At 33.6% G+C, this 22,083-nt stretch carries 22 protein-coding genes; 15 read left to right on the forward strand and 7 right to left on the reverse strand.

The window, feature by feature from the left end:
* Positions 1-75 precede the first annotated feature (75 nt).
* The 15 genes from HND39_15620 to HND39_15690 all read left to right on the forward strand — a co-directional run bounded on the left by HND39_15620 (position 76) and on the right by HND39_15690 (position 14,922).
* Positions 76-1,341, forward strand: coding sequence for a hypothetical protein (locus HND39_15620; protein ID QKJ97587.1), 1,266 nt, complete (start codon positions 76-78; stop codon positions 1,339-1,341).
* Positions 1,301-2,107: a glycosyltransferase gene (locus tag HND39_15625; GenBank protein ID QKJ97588.1), complete on the forward strand. Its 807-nt coding sequence runs from the start codon at positions 1,301-1,303 to the stop codon at positions 2,105-2,107. The genes HND39_15620 and HND39_15625 overlap by 41 nt, the downstream gene beginning before the upstream one ends.
* Before the next feature lie 22 nt (positions 2,108-2,129).
* Complete coding sequence (locus HND39_15630) at positions 2,130-3,347, forward strand: glycosyltransferase (GenBank protein QKJ97589.1); 1,218 nt, start codon at positions 2,130-2,132, stop codon at positions 3,345-3,347.
* Positions 3,348-3,353: 6 nt separating this feature from the next.
* Positions 3,354-3,980 carry a class I SAM-dependent methyltransferase gene (locus tag HND39_15635; protein QKJ97590.1) on the forward strand — a complete coding sequence of 209 codons (627 nt, stop codon included), beginning with the start codon at positions 3,354-3,356 and terminating at the stop codon, positions 3,978-3,980.
* A complete protein-coding gene (locus tag HND39_15640; GenBank protein QKJ97591.1) occupies positions 3,980-4,882 on the forward strand; it encodes a glycosyltransferase family 2 protein in 903 nt (300 codons plus the stop codon). The genes HND39_15635 and HND39_15640 overlap by 1 nt, the downstream gene beginning before the upstream one ends.
* 367 nt (positions 4,883-5,249) lie before the next feature.
* Positions 5,250-5,471, forward strand: a complete 222-nt coding sequence (locus HND39_15645) for a hypothetical protein (GenBank protein QKJ94784.1) — start codon at positions 5,250-5,252, stop codon at positions 5,469-5,471.
* A complete protein-coding gene (locus HND39_15650; protein QKJ97592.1) occupies positions 5,468-5,737 on the forward strand; it encodes a type II toxin-antitoxin system RelE/ParE family toxin in 270 nt (89 codons plus the stop codon). Before HND39_15645 ends, HND39_15650 begins: the two co-directional genes overlap by 4 nt.
* 62 nt (positions 5,738-5,799) lie before the next feature.
* Positions 5,800-6,069, forward strand: a complete 270-nt coding sequence (locus HND39_15655) for a hypothetical protein (protein QKJ97593.1) — start codon at positions 5,800-5,802, stop codon at positions 6,067-6,069.
* 256 nt (positions 6,070-6,325) lie between these two features.
* Entirely contained in the window at positions 6,326-7,504 is a 1,179-nt protein-coding gene (locus HND39_15660; protein ID QKJ97594.1) for an ATP-binding protein, read from the forward strand.
* A gap of 223 nt (positions 7,505-7,727) precedes the next feature.
* Positions 7,728-9,476 carry a carbamoyltransferase gene (locus tag HND39_15665; protein QKJ97595.1) on the forward strand — a complete coding sequence of 583 codons (1,749 nt, stop codon included), beginning with the start codon at positions 7,728-7,730 and terminating at the stop codon, positions 9,474-9,476.
* A 93-nt stretch (positions 9,477-9,569) separates the two neighbouring features.
* Entirely contained in the window at positions 9,570-10,511 is a 942-nt protein-coding gene (locus HND39_15670) for a glycosyltransferase (protein QKJ97596.1), read from the forward strand.
* 74 nt (positions 10,512-10,585) lie between these two features.
* The gene (locus HND39_15675) at positions 10,586-11,092 is read left to right on the forward strand and encodes a hypothetical protein (protein QKJ97597.1); all 507 of its coding nucleotides are present in this window, start codon (positions 10,586-10,588) and stop codon (positions 11,090-11,092) included.
* Positions 11,085-11,276 carry a hypothetical protein gene (locus HND39_15680; protein QKJ97598.1) on the forward strand — a complete coding sequence of 64 codons (192 nt, stop codon included), beginning with the start codon at positions 11,085-11,087 and terminating at the stop codon, positions 11,274-11,276. Before HND39_15675 ends, HND39_15680 begins: the two co-directional genes overlap by 8 nt.
* A 330-nt stretch (positions 11,277-11,606) precedes the next feature.
* Positions 11,607-13,271, forward strand: a complete 1,665-nt coding sequence (locus HND39_15685) for an undecaprenyl/decaprenyl-phosphate alpha-N-acetylglucosaminyl 1-phosphate transferase (GenBank protein ID QKJ97599.1) — start codon at positions 11,607-11,609, stop codon at positions 13,269-13,271.
* A 4-nt stretch (positions 13,272-13,275) separates the two neighbouring features.
* Positions 13,276-14,922, forward strand: coding sequence for a hypothetical protein (locus HND39_15690; GenBank protein QKJ97600.1), 1,647 nt, complete (start codon positions 13,276-13,278; stop codon positions 14,920-14,922).
* A gap of 79 nt (positions 14,923-15,001) precedes the next feature.
* Here HND39_15690 and HND39_15695 read toward each other — a convergent pair whose 3' ends face one another.
* The 7 genes from HND39_15695 to HND39_15725 form a co-directional block, all read right to left on the reverse strand.
* Positions 15,002-16,933, reverse strand: coding sequence for a DUF2207 domain-containing protein (locus tag HND39_15695; GenBank protein QKJ97601.1), 1,932 nt, complete (start codon positions 16,931-16,933; stop codon positions 15,002-15,004).
* Entirely contained in the window at positions 16,930-17,478 is a 549-nt protein-coding gene (locus HND39_15700; protein ID QKJ97602.1) for a LemA family protein, read from the reverse strand. The genes HND39_15695 and HND39_15700 overlap by 4 nt, the downstream gene beginning before the upstream one ends.
* Before the next feature lie 2 nt (positions 17,479-17,480).
* A complete protein-coding gene (locus tag HND39_15705) occupies positions 17,481-18,143 on the reverse strand; it encodes an HAD family hydrolase (GenBank protein ID QKJ97603.1) in 663 nt (220 codons plus the stop codon).
* On the reverse strand, positions 18,140-18,808 hold the full coding sequence (locus HND39_15710) for a CoA pyrophosphatase (GenBank protein QKJ97604.1): 669 nt from the start codon (positions 18,806-18,808) through the stop codon (positions 18,140-18,142). The genes HND39_15705 and HND39_15710 overlap by 4 nt, the downstream gene beginning before the upstream one ends.
* A 92-nt stretch (positions 18,809-18,900) precedes the next feature.
* On the reverse strand, positions 18,901-19,830 hold the full coding sequence (locus tag HND39_15715) for a DUF4340 domain-containing protein (protein QKJ97605.1): 930 nt from the start codon (positions 19,828-19,830) through the stop codon (positions 18,901-18,903).
* Complete coding sequence (locus tag HND39_15720; GenBank protein ID QKJ97606.1) at positions 19,811-21,346, reverse strand: hypothetical protein; 1,536 nt, start codon at positions 21,344-21,346, stop codon at positions 19,811-19,813. Before HND39_15720 ends, HND39_15715 begins: the two co-directional genes overlap by 20 nt.
* Positions 21,347-21,355: 9 nt before the next feature.
* Positions 21,356-22,081 (reverse strand): ABC transporter permease subunit, encoded by a 726-nt coding sequence (locus HND39_15725; protein QKJ97607.1) that lies wholly within the window; start codon positions 22,079-22,081, stop codon positions 21,356-21,358.
* Positions 22,082-22,083: the final 2 nt, after the last annotated feature.

Here is a 22,083-nt window from a genome sequence, read left to right on the forward strand (position 1 = left end):
CCAGAATTTTTCTTTTACTTGTTTGGAATAATCGGTTTTATTTTTTTTGTAAAGAAACCGCAATATAATTTCTGGATGGGAATTTTTTATTTTGCAGCAAGAGAAGGAAACAAAGCGACATTCACACGTACCGAGTTTTTTGGCCCATATCTTAATTTAGATGATTTATTAATTTTAATAATGCTCCTATCATTAATTCATCTTGCATTTAGACATAAAATTAAAATACCATCAATTGTTTACTGGATTGCTTTGTGTGCATTCGTAAGCATTTTGATCATGGCAGCAAAGTATGGTCTTACTTATCCTGTACAGCGAGAACATAAATGGGCTTTGTATTTCCCTATCGCTATATTATTGAGTTATAACTTGGTGCTAAAAGAAAATGATTTTAAAATATTTTTAAATATTTTGTTTATCGGATCCATAGTTGCCAGCATTCAATATATTTTTATTACCCAAGAGAAAGCACAATTATGGGGTACCTTTAACAACGAGGAATCTTTCAGATCGGTTGGATTTATAGGACTTATACCTATTTTCATTATAACAAGTTTTTTTGTGAAGATTAAATGGATTGATTCTTTTACAGCTAGATTCATTTATTTTGCCGGATTAAGCTTAATGATCAGCAACTTAATACTAAGCCAAACCCGTTCATTTTATATTTCTATTGTGTTAGCGATAATAATAATTTTCTTATTGAATAAAGAAATTAAGTTAAAGTCAAGTTTTCTATTGATATCTCTTTTACCATTCCTAGTATATATTGTTTTTGATCAATACTTAGGTTACTTTAATATTATTGATCTCATTTTAGACAGAATGCAATTGTTTTCAGATAATCCAAGCACTGATCTGACTACAATTGGAAGAATAGCTGCACTGCAATATGAGTTTGCTGCTTTTCTAAGCAGTAATATTATTTTCGGGAATGGATTAGGTTTTACTTACTTCCTTCCTGAGGCATCAAATCCCTATATATCATGGGGACATATCGGACACATTGCCTATCTTGCCAGGTTTGGGCTATTAGGGTTTATAATTTATTCAATTTATATTCCCTTTACATCACTTAAATATTTGATTGGAATAAAAACCTATTATTTAAAATTTAGTTATACTAAAATTTTTCTAGTCATCTCAACCGCTTTGATCCTGAATGACTGGATTCAGTTCTGGATGAGTGCTTCATACTTAAATCTTACTGCATTTTTACCAGGTTCTGTAATTGGAATTATATGGGCCCTCAAAGACAAACGTATAATGCTAACAAGAATTTCAACAAAAAAAGTTAAAAATGAATTACTCGAAAATCAGCATAGTTACTCCATCGTATAACCAAGAACAATTCCTGGAAAGGACAATACTTTCGGTCATTAATCAAAATTACCCAAATCTTGAATATATAATCATTGACGGCGGTTCAACAGACGGCAGTGTTGATATTATAAAAAAATATCAAAAGTATTTAGCATATTGGATTAGTGAAAGAGACAGCGGTCAGAGTGAAGCAATCAATAAAGGTTTTCAAAAAGCAACTGGTGAAATTTATGCCTATTTGAATTCTGATGATATTTTAGAATTAAATGTTTTGAAAAGAATTAATGAAATATTTACAACTCAAAAAAAGTTAGATCTAATTTATTCAAATTGTAAGATTATAGATGAAAATGATCATATATTAAGGTTAAGTATAGCATTGCCATTTAATCTGATAGAGCATCTTGCGAATATCTTTGCAATTCCTCAACCGAGTACATTCTGGAAACGTGAAGTATTTGAAAAGGTAGGCGGATTTAATACAGGAAATCATACTTGTATGGATAGCGAATTTTTTGCAGTGGCATACAAACTAGGTTTTAATTTTAAAGCTTGTGACGAAATCTGGTCTAGCTTTAGAATTCACAACAAATCGAAAACGGGTGCAAAAACATCTTATTTTATTAAATCACAATTAGAAGATCAAAATAAATACTTTTTAGAAATTGATGTAAATTTCAAAAATAATTTTTATAATAAAATTCTGTGTTATTATTTAAGGTTGAAGTATATTCCGTTCAAAACATTAAAGTTTCTGAAATTCTTTTTAAATTTTTACTTGTGATGATTTATCAATATTGCTATTAATGAGAATAAAATTAATTTCACCCTCCTTTTATCCCTCAACATATTACGGTGGTCCAATACAATCAACTTATAAATTATCAATTGCGTTAATGAAGAAAAATGTTGATGTACGAGTAATTACTACAAATGCAAACGGCAAAGAAAAATTAGAAGTTAAAACAGGCGTAATCCATAAATTAGAAAACGAACTGCCAGTAAAATATTACCGCTCGCTTGATTCAAGAGGTACTTCCATTTCAATGCTATTAAACCTGTGGAAAGAAATTAAAAACTCAGATTTAGTTTACCTCGTTTCAATATTTTCACCACCGACACCATACACAATTTTTCTTAGCAGATTTTATAAAAAACCTTTGATCATTTCACCTCGTGGACAACTTGGTAGATGGTGTCTTGAGCAGGGAAACAAATTCAAAAAACTCTGGCTTCATACATTCGTACTACCATACATTAAATACTTGCACTGGCATTTGACATCCCCTGCAGAAGAAAAAGATGTTCTCTCAGTTTATCCATCAGCTAAAACATTTGTAATTCCTAACGGCGTAAATGAGGAACTTTTTTCGTTAAGCGACAAACCAAAAGACAAATCGTTTTACAATAAATTCACAGGCTTTGACTGCACGGATAAAAAAATAATTATTTCAATGGGAAGATTGGACAAAGTGAAAGGGTTTAACATACTGATTGAATCAATTGGAATGATTGCAAAGCTTGTCCCGAACCTGCCTGACGGTAAGGCAGGCTTGTTGCGGGATCTGGTGTTATTTATAGCAGGAGAAGATTTTGGCGAGAAAAAAAATCTGGAAATATTAATTGATAAATTAGCATTGAAAGAAAAAGTTTTTTTGATTGGCAGGATTGATGGGTTGGATAAGATAAAATTCTTAAGAAATGCAGATGTGTTTGCATTGGCATCACATCACGAAAATTTCGGGATGGTAATTGCTGAAGCTCTTGCTGCAGGAACTCCAGTTATTGCAAGCAGGAATACTCCCTGGCAAGATGTTGAAAAACAAAATTGCGGAAAATGGATTGAGAATACACCTGAAAAATTTGCTGAAGCAATAACTGAAATAATAAAATCTGATCAAACACAAATGAGAAATAATGGCACCAATTATATCAGAGAATATTTTGATTGGGAAAAAATTGCCTTGGAATTCAAAGAGAAACTAGAGGAAATAGTTGCAGACAATAATACTTTACAGAATTAATTTCTAATGTCTGAATATATTGAATACGGTTATCAATCTGCTGACCCACATCAATCGCACAAATATTTATTCTCTGTCATAAAAAACCTGCTAGCTGATAAAAAGAAAAAAATACTTGATGTTGGTTGTGGTAACGGGAGCCTCGTAATTGAACTGCTTAAATTAGGTTACGACGCTTATGGTATTGATGCTTCAATTGAGGGAATCACTATCGCTAAGAAAAAATATCCTGACAGGTTTTATATTTTAGATTTGAGCAAAACCCATATCCCAAGTGAATTAAGTGATGTTAAGTTTGAAGTAATTATTTCAACAGAAGTCATCGAGCACTTACATTCTCCACGTTCATTAATCTCTTTTTGTAAAGATATTTTCTTAAAAAATAATATTAAAGGCGATTTAATAATTTCTACACCATATCATGGTTATTTTAAAAATCTCGTACTAGCAGTTAGCAACAAAATGGATTCTCATTTTACTGCTTTATGGGAAGGAGGCCATATCAAATTTTGGTCGCGCAAATCGCTAACAAAACTGTTAACTGATAATGGTTTCAAGGTTACTCATTTTGTTGGTTGCGGACGACTGCCATTATTATGGAAATCAATGATTGTAAAAGCTGAATTAAAATAATGGCAGAACTGACGACTATAATATTAACCCACAATGAAAAGCTGCATTTAGAACGATGTTTAAGATCACTAGTAAAAGTATCTGATAAAATTTGCATAGTAGATTCCTATTCAAATGATGAAACATTAAAAATTGCTGACTCTTATGGTGCAGAGGTAAAACAGAACAAATGGATTAATTATGCTAAACAGTTTAACTGGGGATTAGAAAACTTTAATATTGATACTAAGTGGGTAATGAGATTCGATGCGGATGAATTTTTAACCAAAGAATTGGCAAAAGAAATAAAAGAAAAATTGCCTAAGTTTGAAAAAGATATTACGGGTATAGTCCTGAAACGCAGGGTTTATTTTATGAACAGGTGGATAAAACATGGCGGCTACTACCCTACCAATCTTCTGAGAATTTGGCGTAATGGCAAAGGTATTTGTGAAGAAAGATGGATGGATGAACATATAAAAATAACAGAAGGAAAAACTATAACTTTTGATAATGATTTTATTGATGACAATCTAAACAACCTCACTTGGTGGACAACCAAACACAACAACTATGCAACGAGGGAAGCTATTGATCTGCTTAACATTAAGTATAAGTTCTTAAAATCAGAATCAATCAATGCAGAACTATCTCAGCAGCAGGATAAAAGAAAACGGTGGGTCAAAGAAAACTTCTATACCTATATACCTCTATTCCTTAGACCATTTCTCTATTTCATCTACCGTTACATCTTCAGGCTCGGATTTCTTGATGGGAAAGCCGGACTTATCTGGCATTTCCTGCAAGGCTTCTGGTATCGTTTTCTTGTTGATGCAAAGATCTACGATATTGAAAGAAGAGCGAAGAAAGAAAACAAATCTATTCCGGAAGTGATTAGAGAGAATTATGGAATTGAGGTTTAAGCCTTAAGCTGTAAGTTTTGACAACAAGTTCGCGTTGATTAATTTAGAGTTTGAACTAAGTGCTTAAAGCTTATATCTGGATTCGGTTATAATATTTCTACAATTGATGGCAAAACGATTGATGAGTCGGATGATTTTGTTTGTGAATAAAAGTTATCCGGAAATGAAAAAAGAGCAGTATAATATCGAGCGGTAAGCGGTAAGCATTAAGCGGTAAGCGTTGAGATGTTGAGCAAACTTGCCGAAAAGCATGGCAGGTCTGCGTTCTATTATTTCAATAATAATTTATTTTTTTTTAGAAATTCTATTTTAATTTAATCGTATTCTAAGTAAATTTCTTTTAAAAGTTTAACAAACGTCTAATACTATGGATACAATAACAATCAAACGCAGGGAACTGAAAAAATTAATTCGCGAAACTTTTGAGGATGTATTGAGTGACCGGAAAGATTTAATAAGTGAAGCATTGCTTGAAGCGATGGAAGATATCGGGCTTGCTAAAGCAATTGAAAGTGGCAGAACAGGTCAATTTGTAGACACTAAAGAATTCAAGGAAAGACTCACTTCCAGAATAAAACGTATTAAATGAAACTTCTTATTGATAAATCCTTTGTTAAGGATGTTGAAAAGGTAAGCGAAAAGAAAATACTGAACAAATTAAGTTCACTCATCCGGCAATTAGAAAATTCGAAAACACTCACCGAACTTCCAAATGTTAAAAAAATAAAGGGCTACAATTCATTTTACAGAATCAGAATAGGAGATTATCGCTTAGGCTTGGAAGAAATCAAAGGTAATGGTATATGCCTTACCAGATTTTTACATCGAAAAGATATCTATAAATATTTTCCATAAAAAAATAAAAATAGATTTGATAACTAATTAACTATTTCATCTATTCAATTCGGGAGGGTAAAATGGAACTGCGTAAAAGGAATCTTGGCTTTGCACTTGGCTTATTGTGGGGTTTAACAGTTATGCTCGGAACCTGGTGGTTGTTGTATTGGGGATCTCCGGGCGCAATTATTTCCAAACTAAGCGGCTTTTATTTTGGATATACTTACAGTTTTGTTGGAGGTATAGTTGGTTTAATTTGGGGCTTTGTGGACGGATTTATAACCGGTGTGTTGATAGCATGGTTTTATAATTTGGGATTTAAGGTGTTTAAGAGAAAGAGTAGTCAGTAATTAGTAAGTAGTAAACAGTAATAAGTAATCGGTGAAGTCGGTTATTGGTTTTTGGTTGTTAGTTTTGGTTATTTAGTTAATGGTTATGGTTTTTCGTTAGTAGTTTCAACAAACAATTTACTACAACTGGTAACTGTTCAACTATAACTACCGACTAAGAAACTATGAACTGAGGTCGGCATTCTTTCCTCTAAATAATAAACCAGCTTGAACCTTTTACAAAAAAACGTATATTTGTAATAAAATATTTACAGATATGAAAAAAAGGTATCTTTTTGATGATTTATTAAAGTATTTGGATCACAAGAATGCTTTGGTAATTACCGGAATGCGTCAGGTTGGGAAAACAACTATAATGAAGCAGTTATTTGAAAAGGTTTCCGGACCTAAGCTATGGTTTGATTTTGAGAACCCGCTCGACTTATTGCACTTTGAAAATATCAACTACGATGGAATTTATGAAACCTTAAAACAGGAAGCTGGCAGCGATAAAGATCGGTTATATGTTTTTATAGATGAGATTCAAAACTTCCCGGACATAACAAAAATCATTAAATATCTGATTGATAAGTACAATGTAAAATTTATTGTTACCGGTTCTTCAAACTATTATTTAAAAAATCTTTTTCCCGAATCATTGAGCGGCAGAAAATTTATTTTCATTCTTCAGCCCATAAATTTTAATGAATACCTTTTTTTCAATGACAAGATCACCAAAAGAGAACCAAATAAGAATCTGGATCTAAAATCATCCTATTCTCTTTTAGATTTTAAGAAGTATGAAACTGATTATCAAACCTACTTAGAGTACGGGGGTTTCCCTGAAGTCGTAACAACAACGGATAACGCTACAAAAAAATTAATTCTAAAAAATATTTTCGCTTCATTTTTTGAAAAAGATATTAAAGTATTATCAGATGTTAAGGATATACGGGAATTGCGGGATTTAATTTTAATGCTTGTACCGAGGACAGGAAACATTATTGATATCACAAAACTTTCAAATCAACTCGGGATAAACAGAGTTAAAATTTACTATTATCTGGAATTGCTGCAAGGTACTTTCTTTATAAAACTTATTCCAAAATTCTCAAAAAGTATCGATCGCACGGTTGCAGGAGGAAGAAAAGTCTATTTTGCTGATACAGGTTTATTAAATATTATCGGGAAAGTAAATGATGGTCAGTTATTCGAGAACGCTGTTGCAAATCAATTAAACTTTTACGGCGATCTTTTTTATTACAACAAACGAAGCATATCTGAAATAGATTTTATTCTTAACAAAGAAATTGCTTTTGAAGTAAAATTAAAATCTTCTTCAGCTGATTTAAAAAAACTTGAAAAAAATGCATCCGAGATTGGTGTAAAAAAATATTACTTGGTGAGCAAAAACTTTAGTGAAACAGATAAAACTATTTTCCCGATGTACTTATAAAAGCTGAGATTTATTATTTACAATTGATTATTTATTATTGAAGAACAAAAATAAATGCATTTAAATTAGCTCAACCAACCTGCCGGTGAGGCTGGTCTGTATCATTCGTCTCGGCGAAGGCAAAGCCGAAGTGTGATCTGCGAGCTATTGGCTTTTAGTGAATAGAAATTGATAACAATTAAAATTTTTATAATCAGAAAGAAATAGTAGGAGAAAACATATTTTGTACATACTTGGCTTAAACGCTTACCATGGTGATTCATCAGCCTGCTTACTTAAAGATGGTAAAATAATTAATGCGATCGAAGAAGAAAGAATCAGAAGAATTAAACATTGGGCTGGTTTTCCATCTGAATCTATAAAGTTCTGTTTGAAAGATGCCGGCATAACAATTAGTGATGTTGATCATATAACAATCGGTAGAAATCCTTCAGCGCATCTTGGAAAGAAGATTTTAAGTTCATTAAAAAAACTGGCAAACTTTCAATTCATAAAAGACAGAGTTTCAAATATTAAAAAAGTAACTTCACTTAAATCAGAAATAGCTGCAGGTCTTGGTGTAAGTGAGAGTAGTTTTCGCGCAGAGATAAAGCACATCGAACATCACCGCTCACATCTTGCTTCTGCATTCTTTGTCTCCCCTTTTGATGAAGCAGCAATACTTTCTATTGATGGCTTCGGTGATTTCTCATCAACAATGATTGCAATTGGAAGGGGAAATAAAATTGAAGTATTGGATTCAGTTACTTATCCACACTCACTTGGGATTTTTTATACTGCATTCACTCAGTTTCTTGGTTTTCCCTGGTATGGTGATGAATATAAAGTGATGGGACTTTCACCATATGGCGAACCAAAATATGTTGATCAGATGAAAAAAATAGTGAGGCTGCTGGATAATGGATTGTTTGAACTGGATGAGAGTTATTTCATTCATTCAACTGAAGGTGTCGCAATGACGTGGAATAACGGAGCTCCGTTCATTGGAAGAATTTATTCGGATAGGATGATAAAAGAATTCGGTCAGCCCAGAGACAAAGATGAAACATTAACCCAATATCATAAAGATTTGGCTGCATCGGTTCAAAAACATTGTGAAGATGTCATCTTTCATATACTGAATCATCTTCAAAAAAGAACCGGTTTGAAAAATATTTGTATCGCTGGTGGTGTTGCACAAAATTCTGTTGCCAACGGTAAAGTTCTTCAGCTTACTGACTTTGAAAAAATATATATACCTTCTGCCGGATATGATGCAGGAACTGCAATCGGATCTGCTCTCTGGCATTATTATCAGATTTTAGGAATGGAAAGAAAATATTTTGTAAGAGATGCTTACTTTGGAGCGCAATATTCCGATGATGAAATTGAAAGAGAATTAAAAGAAGCAAAAGTAAATTACAAACGATGCAGTTCAGATAGTGAAACTATTGAACAAACAGCTCAAATGCTTGCTGACGGTGCAGTGATCGGTTGGTTCCAGGGAAGAACTGAATTTGGACCACGAGCACTTGGAAATCGTTCTGTTCTGGTTCATCCCGGAAGACCTGATGCAAAAGATCTGATAAATTCTAAAATAAAGAGAAGAGAATCTTTCCGCCCCTTTGCTCCTTCAATTTTACGTGAGTATGTTAACGAATATTTTGAACAGGAAGACGATGTTTATTTTATGGAGAAAGTTTTTCAGATCCGTATTGAAAAAAGAAATGGCCTTCCGGCGGTGACTCATGTTGATGGAAGCGGAAGGTTGCAGACTGTGCATAAAGATGTTTCACCAAAATATTATGCTTTGATTGATAAGTTCAGGGAGAAGACAGGGCTGCCAATTCTGCTTAATACTTCTTTCAACGAAAATGAACCGATAGTTAATCATCCTAAAGAAGCAATTGATTGTTTTCTTCGGACAGAAATGGATGCAATTGTGCTTGAGAATTGTATTGTAACACGAAATCAGAATATTACTAATAAATAGAACCTGAATTTGATTTAAGTTTTCGATTAATACTGATCTGTGTGAATCAGCCTGATCTGCGACATCAGCGTTCTATTGATTAAAAGTTTTAATATGAAAATCTCCATAATTACCGTAGCAAAAAATAACAAAGCTGGACTTCTCGGAGCGATTGAATGTGTACGAAATCAAACTTATAAGAATGTTGAGCATATTATTGTCGATGGAGGATCGACCGATGGAACCGTAGAGATACTGAAACAAGTTCAGGATGACATTCGGTCAGCTCAGTATGACTCACGACTCACTACTAACTACTCACTACTTACCATCAGCGAAACTGATTCAGGAATTTACGATGCAATTAACAAAGGTATTAAGCTAGCAACAGGAGATGTAATTGGATTATTGCATTCTGATGATCTTTATGCGGATGAAAATGTGCTGGAAAGGTATGCTGAGATATTCAAGAGACCCTTCGACTTCGCTCAGGGTGACAATGTTGATGCAGTTTATTCAGATTTGGTTTATGTTAGGAAGAAGCGAGAAGTTAGAAGTAGGAAGTCAGAAGTTGAAAACTCAGAAACCACCAACTACCTACTACCCACTACCTACTCAACAATCAGATACTGGAAAACACATAAATCAGTAATTAGTAATCGGTCATCAGTAAACAGCAGCGATACTGACCACCATTTACTGGTTACCGATCACCTGCTGAAAAAAGGTTGGATGCCTCCCCATCCTACTTTATTCATCAGAAAAGAATTATTTACCAAGTACGGTTTTTATAGAACTGATATGAAGATTGCTGCTGATTATGAAATGATATTAAGACTTCTTTATAAACATAAAATTAATTCGCACTACTTACCAATTACTACTTACTTAATGTCAATCGGCGGTGCAAGCAATAAAAGCTTGAAAAATATTTTACAAAAAAGTAAAGAAGACTACCTTGCAATGAAAATAAATGGAATAAGTATTCCTGTATTCACATTAGCAATTAAAAATTTAAGAAAGCTCCCTCAGTTTCTGGCTCACGATGTATTATAGCAACTAATAATTAAGTGAAAAAGCTTTCATTTTATTTTATTATACCTAACTTTGAACAAAAAATTAATTAAAGTATGAAAGAGACTCTTCAAAAAATAAACGAGCTAGTTAAACTCGGAATAATAGAGAGTTACGCAATTGCCGGAGGAATGGGTCAATTTTATTATATTGAGCCTTCCGTAACTTATGACTTAGATTTAATTATCCACATTTCTGACGAAGAAAAAACTTTAACCCCGCTATCAAAGATATATGAATGGGCTGATAAGAATAATTATAAACCATTAAAAGAACATATTATAATTGAAGGAATTCCCGTTCAATTTATATTAGAATACAATAACCTTGTCACAGCAGCGTTAAATAATCGTAGTAAGATTAAACTTTTTGATGAAGAGACTAATATATTAAAGCCTGAATACTTAATGGCAATCATGCTGCAAACCGGAAGGTCGATTGATAGGGAAAGGTTAACCAAATTTCTAACCGAATTTGATTATGATAAAGATTTATTTTCAGAAATTCTAAATAAATTTAATTTAACTAATGCTTTTAATAGATTCAACAAAATGCATGAATAAGAATTATATCTCACATATAGCAGAATCAAAAGTTGATTATCATCAATCGCAAGCCAAACTTTCATACGAAGAGAAAGTCAAAATCATCATTGAATTACAGAAAATTGATGCTGAAATGCGAAAAAGTAATAAGAAAAGATTCGCAACTGATAAATTCCATATGGTCTGGGATATAAACGTTTAGCTACATTTCTTGTAATATTAATAATCTCCGATATTTAAACTTTTACCTGCAATTGTTCACTAACTATAGAATAATGAATATCATCGGAAGTACCAGCGACAAAAACGCTATGAGTATTTTACAAAAAATAAAGAAGACTACCTTGCAATGAAAATAAATGGAATAAGTATTCCTGTATTCACATTAGCAATTAAAAATTTAAGAAAGCTTCCTCAGTTTCTGGCTCGCGATTAAAATTAGACCTTCAGGAGCTTCATAATCATTTTATAGTTAATTAATTTTTAATCATTATTTTTGGCATGTGAAACTCCCAAATCTTAATCATTATTAATGCAGTACCTGATAATATTTTTTGCTACACTTGTCAGCACAATATTCCTGACTCCGTATATTATTGACTTATTCAACAGGATAAAGATTGTTGATCTGCCTGACGGAAAACGAAAATTGCATTCAGTTCCGATTCCAAGAATGGGTGGACTGCTAATATTTTTGATTTTTCTGACATCTATTTTTGTTTTCTACGGTGATATTAATGCAATTAAATACTATCTGTTTGGAACCATTATAATTTTTGCGCTTGGTGCTTACGATGATTTACTTGGTACAGGCTGGCTGTTAAAATTTATTTATCAGACAATCGCAGCAATATTATTGGTTCTTTATCTACTGCCAAAATTTTCTTCGATTACTTTATTCACGATTGAATTTTCAAATATACCGGGAATAATTTTACTGTTATTCTTTATTGTGGGAACAATTAATGCGTTCAACCTGCTTGATGGGCTTGATGGGCTCGTTGCAGGTATTTCCATGCTGACTTTTATCGTATTGTTTTTTATAAGTCTGAATCTGATGGATATATTTTCTCTTGTGATACTGTCTTCTATCGCTGGATGTGTAATGGGATTTCTAAAATACAATACTTTCCCCGCAAAAATATTTTTAGGAGATTCCGGTTCATTCTTGTTAGGTTTCCTGGTTGTTAGTGCCGTATTAAATGTATCAATTAATAATACCACTGGAATACTTGATCTTACTTTCCCTGTAATATTGCTCGCTGTGCCAATTGCTGATACTGTAAAAGTCTTTTTTATCAGGATTGTGAAAGGCAAACATCCATTTGCTGCAGATAGAACTCATATTCATCATATAGTTCACAGTCAGAACATAACACATGCAACCACAGTATTTATAATCTCGATTTACTCGTTATTATTTGCCGGTTGTGCAATTATCTATTTGTTCTACTCACGAGTTTGGGGAATGGCTTTGTTTGGTGTTATGATTTTTCCTCTCTTCTTCGCAAATAAAATTCTTCAATTTATTATTCAGAGAGAAAAGCTAGTAGTTTTTGGAAGAGCAGTTAACAGGTTTCCGCAATTTTTAATTAATTATTATAAGATGGTAGTGCTGCCTTTAACCGGATTATTACTGCTTCTTTTTTTTCTCTATCTTCTTATTGGTGAGGATGGTCCGATTGCTGAATTCTTATTACCGTCATTTATCATCATCGGAATTTTATTGGTATTCGCTTTTGTAAATTACAGACGAAATAAGATAGTCACGGACAGTATTGTTTTTTTCAACATATTAATTTTCTTTATTATTAACCAGACACATATTGTCTTGTATGAGGATATTTTACACATTCCGGTTATCGGGAATCTGACTTACCATCTGCTCGTCGTAAGTTTTTTACTACCAACTGTTGGGTTTTTTATGGTGTTCAAAGATAGAATAATTCAAAAAGAGTCTTCATTTTTTACTGCATTCGATTTAATAATTATTCTGATAATAATTCTGTTATCAATAACTGCCAATTTAATACCCGTATCAAAATCGTATTTGATCGCAGATGTAATCTTCAGAAGTTTTCTCATTTATGCTTTCTATAAAGTAGTCATATCTATTCAATCTTCATTCCGGTTTTATTTATTTGCCGGATCATTTCTATTCGTAATTTTATCACAGATAATATTCTTAATGCATTAAGATGATGAAGTCAGTTATTCTGTTTTTTTCGATCGCACTATTCTGGATAGAAATACATGCTCAGACAGTTTACCAGCCTGTAAACTCAGATATATACGATCTGCTTGAAAGATTATACATCAAGGGTGTGTTAGACTATCATTCAGAAATAAAACCAATTCCAAGAAAAGAGATAGCATCATATCTTCTAAAGGCAATTTCCAATGAAAAGAATTTGTCAGGTATTGATAAAGAGGAGGTTAAATTTTACAGTGAAGAATATGCTGATGAGATTTCATTGATTACGTCGAATTTAAAATTAAAACTTCCACGAACTGAGTTTTTTACTTCAGGACAAACTGGAAGATTCAGACTCTTTAACTATAGAGATTCATCTTTTAGTTTTAATCTTGATCCAATACTCGGCTTGGAAATAGGTGAACAGTGGGGTTCAGCATATCATCATCGCTGGAACGGATTAGAATTTTTTGGTTATTATTCGGATAACTGGGGTTACTCACTCGACTTCCGCGACAACCTTGAACAGGGAGATTATATAGATGACCGGAAAACAAATGTACCTGAAACAGGAATAAATATTTCTAAAAATGCTGATAACAGTATCCAGTATAGTGTCGTTAACGTACAATTAAATTATGCATGGAGTACTGGCAATTTTTCATTCGGAAAATTTGCTGTGAATTTAGGAAATGGAAGAGCAGGACAAATTATTAATTCTTCCAAAGCACCAACGTTTCCATTAATAAGAATTGACTTCAGACCTGTTGAATGGTTGAATTTCATTTATTTCCATGGCTTTCTTAAATCCGATATTCCTGATTCTTCGACTTATCGCTCAACGAGTGTGGAAGGAAGAGAAAGTATTTCTGATATACCAAAATTTATTGCATCGCATCTGATTTCATTTTATATCGCTGATGATATTTCATTATCCATTGGTGAATCCGTAATATATAGCGAGAATGTTGAGCCAATCTATTTAATCCCTGTTATGTTCTTCAGACTTGCAGATCATTATTTATCGAGCACAGGATCTAACACAGGTGACAATGCACAGTTATTTGCAGATGGATGTTACAGATTCTCATTGATTAACAGTAAAATCTATGGCTCAGTATTTATTGATGAACTTTCAATCGAACGTGTTATGGACGGAGATAATTTATCTTCAATCGGATACACAGTCGGAACGGAGTTTTCAGACTTACTCATCCCGAATTCAGGTTTAGTTTTAGAATATACAAGAATTCAACCATTCGTATATACAAACTCAAATGATGCACAAACTTACCAGAGCCATCAATATCAGTTAGGTCATTGGATCGGGAGTAATTCTGATATGCTTTATTTATCATACAGACAAAATATTTTTCGAGGACTGAGAGTTCAACTTTCCGGCTGGTATTTCAGGAAAGGTCAAACTGAACTTCCTGAAGAACAGTATCAGTCGCCTTATCCTCCAACTTTGTATGGAGCACGAAGAACAGAGAAGAAAATAAATTTGGAAATTACCTGGCAGCCTGTACATAATCTTTATTTAAAAGGACAATACAATCACTCAGAAATTTCAGATGAAGAAACGACTCGTACACAGGAATTTATGCTCGGTACAAATAATAATTTTTGTTTTGCACTATACTATGGATTATAGGATTATGACCGCAAAGGAATTATTTAAGTAAATCAGATAATTCATAAAATACAATAAGTTACCTGATTTTATTTGAGGATTACCATCCTCCTCCCCCGCCGCCACCTCCACCACCTCCAGAGGAACCACTACTCCCGCCACCTGAGGAAGAACCTGGCGGCGTTGAAGATGAAGAAATTGTCGAGCTGAAACTACTTGATAATGATGATGCAAATCCGGCTGCTCCAAGACTGCTCCATGCAACTCCGGAATACCAGCCAGGTTTATATCCCGTCATATCTTTATCAACTGCAGATAAAATGTCTGAAAACTTTTCTGCCCATTTATTTTCAACACCTAATGCCAGTGCATATGGTAAAAATGATTCAAATAGTTGCGGTGATTTTTCTGGTTCTTGAATCGAAGCAATATTATCTCCTTCAGCAGTTCCGAGATACATTTTGAAACCATCAATGTCATCCATTATCTTTCTGCCAAGCAATGTCGGAGCTTTCAGCAAATGATAGAAAAGAATATTAACAAAAACTATTATTGCAATAATCAGAATAATTAATGGTGAACTGACTTGAGTTAGAAAATAGAAGCCAGCAATTTCTCCAATGACAAACGGAATTGAAAAGATTGTCATAAATATTGCACCTCCGATAGCAGTAGCTTTTCCACTTCCTTTATTTACGTCTTTCCAAACTCTAAAAACTCTGAATAGCAAAACTGCAACTCCAAAGCTCCATAATGTTATCCAAATTAGAATAAAGGTTTGTTCTTCTGAACCGCCAATTATTGAAATTATCAGAAGTACGAGCGAGATAATTATCCCAATAAAAAAATATTTGCGGTTTGTAATAAAGTAATTTATTTCATAACTGTTCTTGAGAGACTTTTTCAGAGCTTTTATTGTACTTTGCAATATTGAATGATTCTTCTGCTTTAACTCTAGTATCAGACTTTCACTATTGTTCGAAAATGATAGCTTATCAAGCACAGTTTGTTCATCACTGGAAAGCTGAAATTTACTTCCATTAATCTTAACCAGCCTATAATCTTTTTCAACTTCTTCAATTTTTAAATATCCTTTAACAGCAAGTGAAACTATTGCACTCGTAAAAACTTTGTCATCGTAGCCCATCTCAGAGATAAATCTGACTGCAGCAGGTGATAATTTTTTTGGTGGTTCATATAGAGGGATAATTAATCCCTTTGAAGGATCTTTTCCCACACGATACCAGATAAAGAGATAGTAGAATATGAGTCCGATCAATCCAATAATCGCAATCACTAACTGGATGTTATCTGAGATGAAATAACCCATTCGCTCTGATTGACTTGGCTCAAACACCAAACCTTTTGGCCATTGCACAACAATTGTCAATCCTTCACGAGGATTCAGCATTTCCGAAGTTTTGAAGATAACTCTATCCGCACTCAAAACATCAAAAGAAAAATCTTTTCCCTGATATCCGCTATATCCGGTGTAACCAAATAATTTCAAGTCATTAACGGAAACCGGTGCAGGTAAGTTAATTGTGGCTGTTACTTTCTCAATGAGAAAATCCCAACCGTTACCAGTTACATTCCAATAAAGTTCATCAAATTTCTCAAAATATCCGAGCTGACGATCAGTTCTATATTTTATGTTATAAGTGTACTCACCATGTGGCAAATAATAATCACTTCTACCGCAATATACTCTTATCCCATTATTAAGATTTTCTGTGTGATAATCTTCTGAATTTCCATCTCTTGAAATTTCTAATATCTGAAATTTTATCTCGACATTGTTTCCGTATTGATCTTTGTATTTTGTTGGGAAATCCCGATAAATACCCCGCTGAATTTTATTTCCACCCGCAAAGACTTTTATTTTTTCATTGACAATCATTGAAGCATCTTGATTGATTGTAATATCGCTGTCAAATGATATTATTCGCTCAACATTTTCATACTGAGCAATTGAAGAATTATTGAAAATGAAAATTAAAGAGAGTGAAAGCAGTAAAACCTGCTTTATCATAATTTCACCTGAGGTGTGGATCGTTCTGTGGCAAGCGATATTTCAAAAAAACTTTCTTGATTAAAATTGAATATGCTTGCAATAATATTTGACGGAAATGATTCAACTCTGATATTGTAATTTCTTACGGCACCATTATAATATCTTCTTGCATACTGGATCTGATCCTCAATTTCCGTCAACTGATTCTGAAGATTCAGGAAATTATCGCTTGCTTTAAGATCAGGATAATTTTCAGCTACAATAAAAAGATTTTTGAGCATACCCGATAAATCAGATTCAGCGGGAGCTTTATCATTTAAACTTTCAACTTTAACAGCTTCACTTCTTTTTTTAGTGATATCTTCCAGAAGAGTTTTTTCATGCTTACTATATCCCTGAACAGCAGAAACAAGATTTGGGATCAGATTATGTCTTCTCTTAAGTTGTACATCTATTCCGCTCCAAGCCTCCTTAATCAGGTTTTTATCCCGAATAAAAAAATTATAAATAACAATCCCCCATAATATTAATGCTGCAATTGTAATTAATATGATTGCGGTCAAACTTATTTGTCCTTCAGTATGATTATTAATTCCTCAAAATTTTTTACCACTGGAATTCCAAGCTTCAATAATCGTTCCTCATCCTGATGACCATGCGATATAAGAATACAATCAGAATTTATTTCACGCGAAACTTCGTAATCGTGAATTGTATCACCAATGAGTAAAATTTTCCCGGACTGACCGTTGCTATTAATTTTTGCTTCAAGTTGTTTTGCAATATGAGCCTTTCCATTTGCATAAACATTATCCAAACCAACTACATTTTGAAAATATTTTCCGAGTGCAAATTGTTTTACAATTCGATTAAGACTGTTTTGTTCATAAGCTGAAAGCAGATGTTGATTAATATTTCTATTCTGCAATTCGGAGAGAAGATCGCGTACGCCAGGATACAGGTCACAAACATCTTTTTTGATTTCATATTCATCTATAAATTGTTTCCCCAGTACTTCAAAGGAGTTTCTTTCAAAACTATGACCAGCTATTTTATAATATTCAATAATAGGAAAGGTGAATATTTCTTTATACCTTTCTACTGAAATTTGAGGCAATGATTCCTGTACGAGCAGCATATTCATAATTCCCGCACAGAGCTCGACATCGTTTAACAACGTTCCGTTCCAGTCCCATATAATATGATTATACTTTTTTGATTGGTTCATTTTGTAGAGTTGATCAACCTGCATAACTCATAAACAATTTCCGCAGTAATACCCCAGATAACTTCTTCAGTTGAATTATAAACGAGTATCCGATGTAATCCATTCTTCCATGGTTTTGAATATTTGGATGGCAGCCCAAGTTTCTGAACCGGAAGTAATTCAACCTTTTTTCCATTCTCATCAGTATATGAAGGATGTACTTCAAGCTTCACTTTGTATTCTTCAGGTTTTTGTTTGAGAAAATATTCTACCGGAATAAGAAATACTTTTTCAACTTCATTAATATCAATAGCAAGTTCATCAAGACCTTTAATTGTCAGTATTCCGACAAATGCATCCACTGTAACGCCCATTGGAGCTACAAGTGTTCCGAACTTACCAATAATCTTTATCTTCTCAATAGATAATCCGAGTTCTTCAGAAGTTTCGCGGATTGCAGTGTGACGAAGTCCTTGATCCTTTTTATTATCAAATTCGCCTCCAGGAAAACTAACTTCTCCACCTTGACGAATATGGTTCGATCTTTTTTCAAACAGGAAGTGGAATTTATCTTCAATTATAATTAATGGAACAAGTACTGCTGAATTGAAATACTTATCTTTACCAAGTATTTCAGATGAATTGGTTAGTGCTAAAGTAATATTTTCGAGTGTAAGAGAGTTCACAGATAAACAAAAAGAAAAATTGATTTTACAATGTCAATCTAAATTTTTCTTTTTAAATACTGAAATAAATTTAAGACAGAGAACAAAATTTTTTACTTGGAAAGAAAGGAAGACTTACTAACAAAAATAGAAGCTGATAGTGAATTGCCATCAAACCAGGCTTCCGGATTTTGAGAAGAATGGATCAGGAACGAAGCAGCATCTTTATATCCTTTGATCTCAATGAATTGTAAGTCCTTAGTTGTAATATTCAGGGAAAATGTCGGAGAAGCTGTCGGATCAATTTTGATATCATCAACGAAATTACTGTTTGATAGATTAGCCAATCGTGTTAAATAATTGGCAGTCTTTGTCGAATCAACAGCCTGTCCGTTCAATAACCAACTATCACCATTGTTTACAAGATTGAATGAACTATCTGCAGGATAAATAAACTGTAATTGTCGCCAGTTTTTAGAATCAGATTTAATGACAGTACCGTCACGAAAAATATTTGCACCCTGATTAAACATCATATCGAGGAATCCATCTACTTCATAAACATCAATATCATTATATAATCTTACAAAAGTATTCATAGTTCTTGGTTGTTGAAATGAAAATCTTCCTATGACAAGATCGAGAGTCAAATTCGATCCTTCAAATACTTTAACACGCGAACCTGTGCTGTCAACCTGAAGTTCTTTCCACTTACTCTCATCTCGTGCAGCAAGTCGTTTAGGTTGTATTGCCAAAAATTGTGTGAATAAATTGCTGATTCTGTCATTCAACACTTTTGCACTGTTCCCTGAGGGAAGAGTAACATGCCAGCCAGCATTATCTTTATAAAGTTTTACTTCTTTATGATCCTGTGATTTAGGATAAATTAATATTTCAGTAACTTTTGAAGTATCAATATCTACAAGAACTTCCCTAAATGTTCTTTCATTTTTTCCTCCATCAAATAAAAAGAGGAGGAAACCTGCAAGAAGAAGAATACCGAAAATTATTCCCAGTAGTTTGTTATTTACTTTCCGAAACATACTCTGTATTCATTAATTCGTTACGTTTTTTTCTTTTAATTTGAAAGCGGATAACACCGTAAACTATTATCAGTACTATCGGTAAAAGAAAATTAAGATATTTTAGGAGTGTTTTTGTACCATCTTCCAGAGATGGATCAAGAGGGCGGGAAGTAACACCTTTCGTCCTTAATTCAATTAAACCTGTATCATCTGATAACCAGTCAATGGCGTTCGACATCAGACTAATATTATCTTCACTGAGTTGTTGAGCATTCTGTCCTTCTCCGTTTACAACAAAATCACCATCGCTGAACACTACCATTTTAAATCCGGAAGTTGATGGTACTTTTCCTTCGGCAATTACAGCAACAGGAAGAGAAGATAATGTAAAATCGTTAAGTGTCCATTGTTTCATGACATCAAAATAAAGCGGAGGAGTTTGAATACCCGATTTTTCAGAAGTAACTGCAAGCGGAAACATTACTACTGAAGTGTCAGTGGGTGTCAACCTGATGGGGCTTGCAAAAATTAATACTACTGACTCAATTCCTTCGGTAATCGGATGCTTCGTAAAATTTGTAATGTTCGGTAGATAAGGAAACTGAACCGGTGTGTTCATCATAAATGGACCTTGCTGCTGCCTGACCATTATATTACTACAGCTTGCATCGATCACAAAATTATCTTCTACTTCAATTCCTTTTTGCTTTAGCCAGGTTTCAAATCCAGTATAAATTTTATTGCCGCTTCCATTGCTTAAATCACCGGAAACAGTATTAATAGCCGCAAGTAATCTGCCACCTCTATTAAGGAATTCATCAAGATATTTAAAATGAAGCGATGGGATTGTATCAGTCGGAGCGATGACAACAAGAGTTTTATATTGCGGTGGAACACCAGTCGAATCAGTGAATGTAAGCGGTTCAGTAGAGTAAAGAATTGAAAGCTGATTCTGGAGCTGCGTCATTGAAGTGAGGCTTGCTTCACCATGACCCTGTAAAAATGCAATTGCTGGTTTATCTTTAACTGAAAGTTTTTTAATATTAGTTGAAAGAGCATATTCCATCGCTGCACCGGGCTGAATAAACGGAATTACTTCCTTCCTATCCCCCATCTGAACCAGCGCACCAAGATAAGCTCTTTGCTGTTTCATTTGATCTCTCTCACGCACATTTATCATTATTGGCTGAATACCATTTTGCTGAGCCTTCATCTCGCTTTCCTGGTTCTCACTCGGATTTATAAATTCATAAACGATTAAACCATTAGAATTACTTGAGTATTCAACAAGCATATCGCGAAAGTCCTGTCTGACCTGTTCAATATTCGGTGGGAGATCTTCAGAAAAATATGCACTGATTGTTACCGGCTCATTAAGCTGGTTAAGAATATCTTTCGTCGCCTGGCTTAAAGTATAACGTTGATCGGCAGTATAATCAAGCCTAAAGAAATATTTTGATACAATCAGGTTGACTAAAATAATAATGCCTATTACTAAAAGAATTGTTGTCTGAACTTTTTTTCGTGTTAGCATATTGCCTCCTTACTCCACAATATTTCTTTTTGATAAGGAAGTCTCTGCAAGAATTAATCCGAGTAAAGTAATTGACAGAAAATAAATCACATCACGTAAATCAATAACTCCTCTTGAGATAGAATCAAAGTGAGTTGACATACTGAGAAAACTGAGCAACTGACCAATTGTTCCTGTAAACGAATTTGATAAGACATCAAAAATTATCAGGAAGAAAACTCCGATAAAAAGTGCAAGCAGAAATGAGACTATCTGATTATTCGTTATACTGCTTGCAAACAATCCAATAGCAATATACGCCATACTCATCAGGATCATTCCAAAATAACCGCACCAAACTGCACCGTGATCAATCGGACCAATAGCCCAAACTGTTATGTAATATGGAAGTGTTAAAGCAAGAGCGATAGAGATTAGTAGTAAGCAAGATAAAAATTTTCCAAGTATAACCTGCCAGTCTGAAACAGCTTTTGTCAGGAGTAATTCTATTGTACCGATTCTCTTTTCTTCGGCAAGCATTCTCATTGTTAACGCCGGAATGAAAAAGAATAAAGTAAAATAAGCTATCGAGAAGAATGGTTGCAGAGTAGCCTGACCGATTAGAAAAATATCGGATCCAAACAGCCAGGTGAAAAATCCGCCAATACCAAGAAAAACAACAATGAAAATGTAAGATACGAGTGAATCAAAAAATGAATTCAACTCTCTTTTTGAAATTATCCAGATTGAGTGCATAG

This window comes from Ignavibacteriota bacterium, assembly GCA_013285405.1.
Classification (GTDB): domain Bacteria; phylum Bacteroidota; class Ignavibacteria; order Ignavibacteriales; family Ignavibacteriaceae; genus IGN2.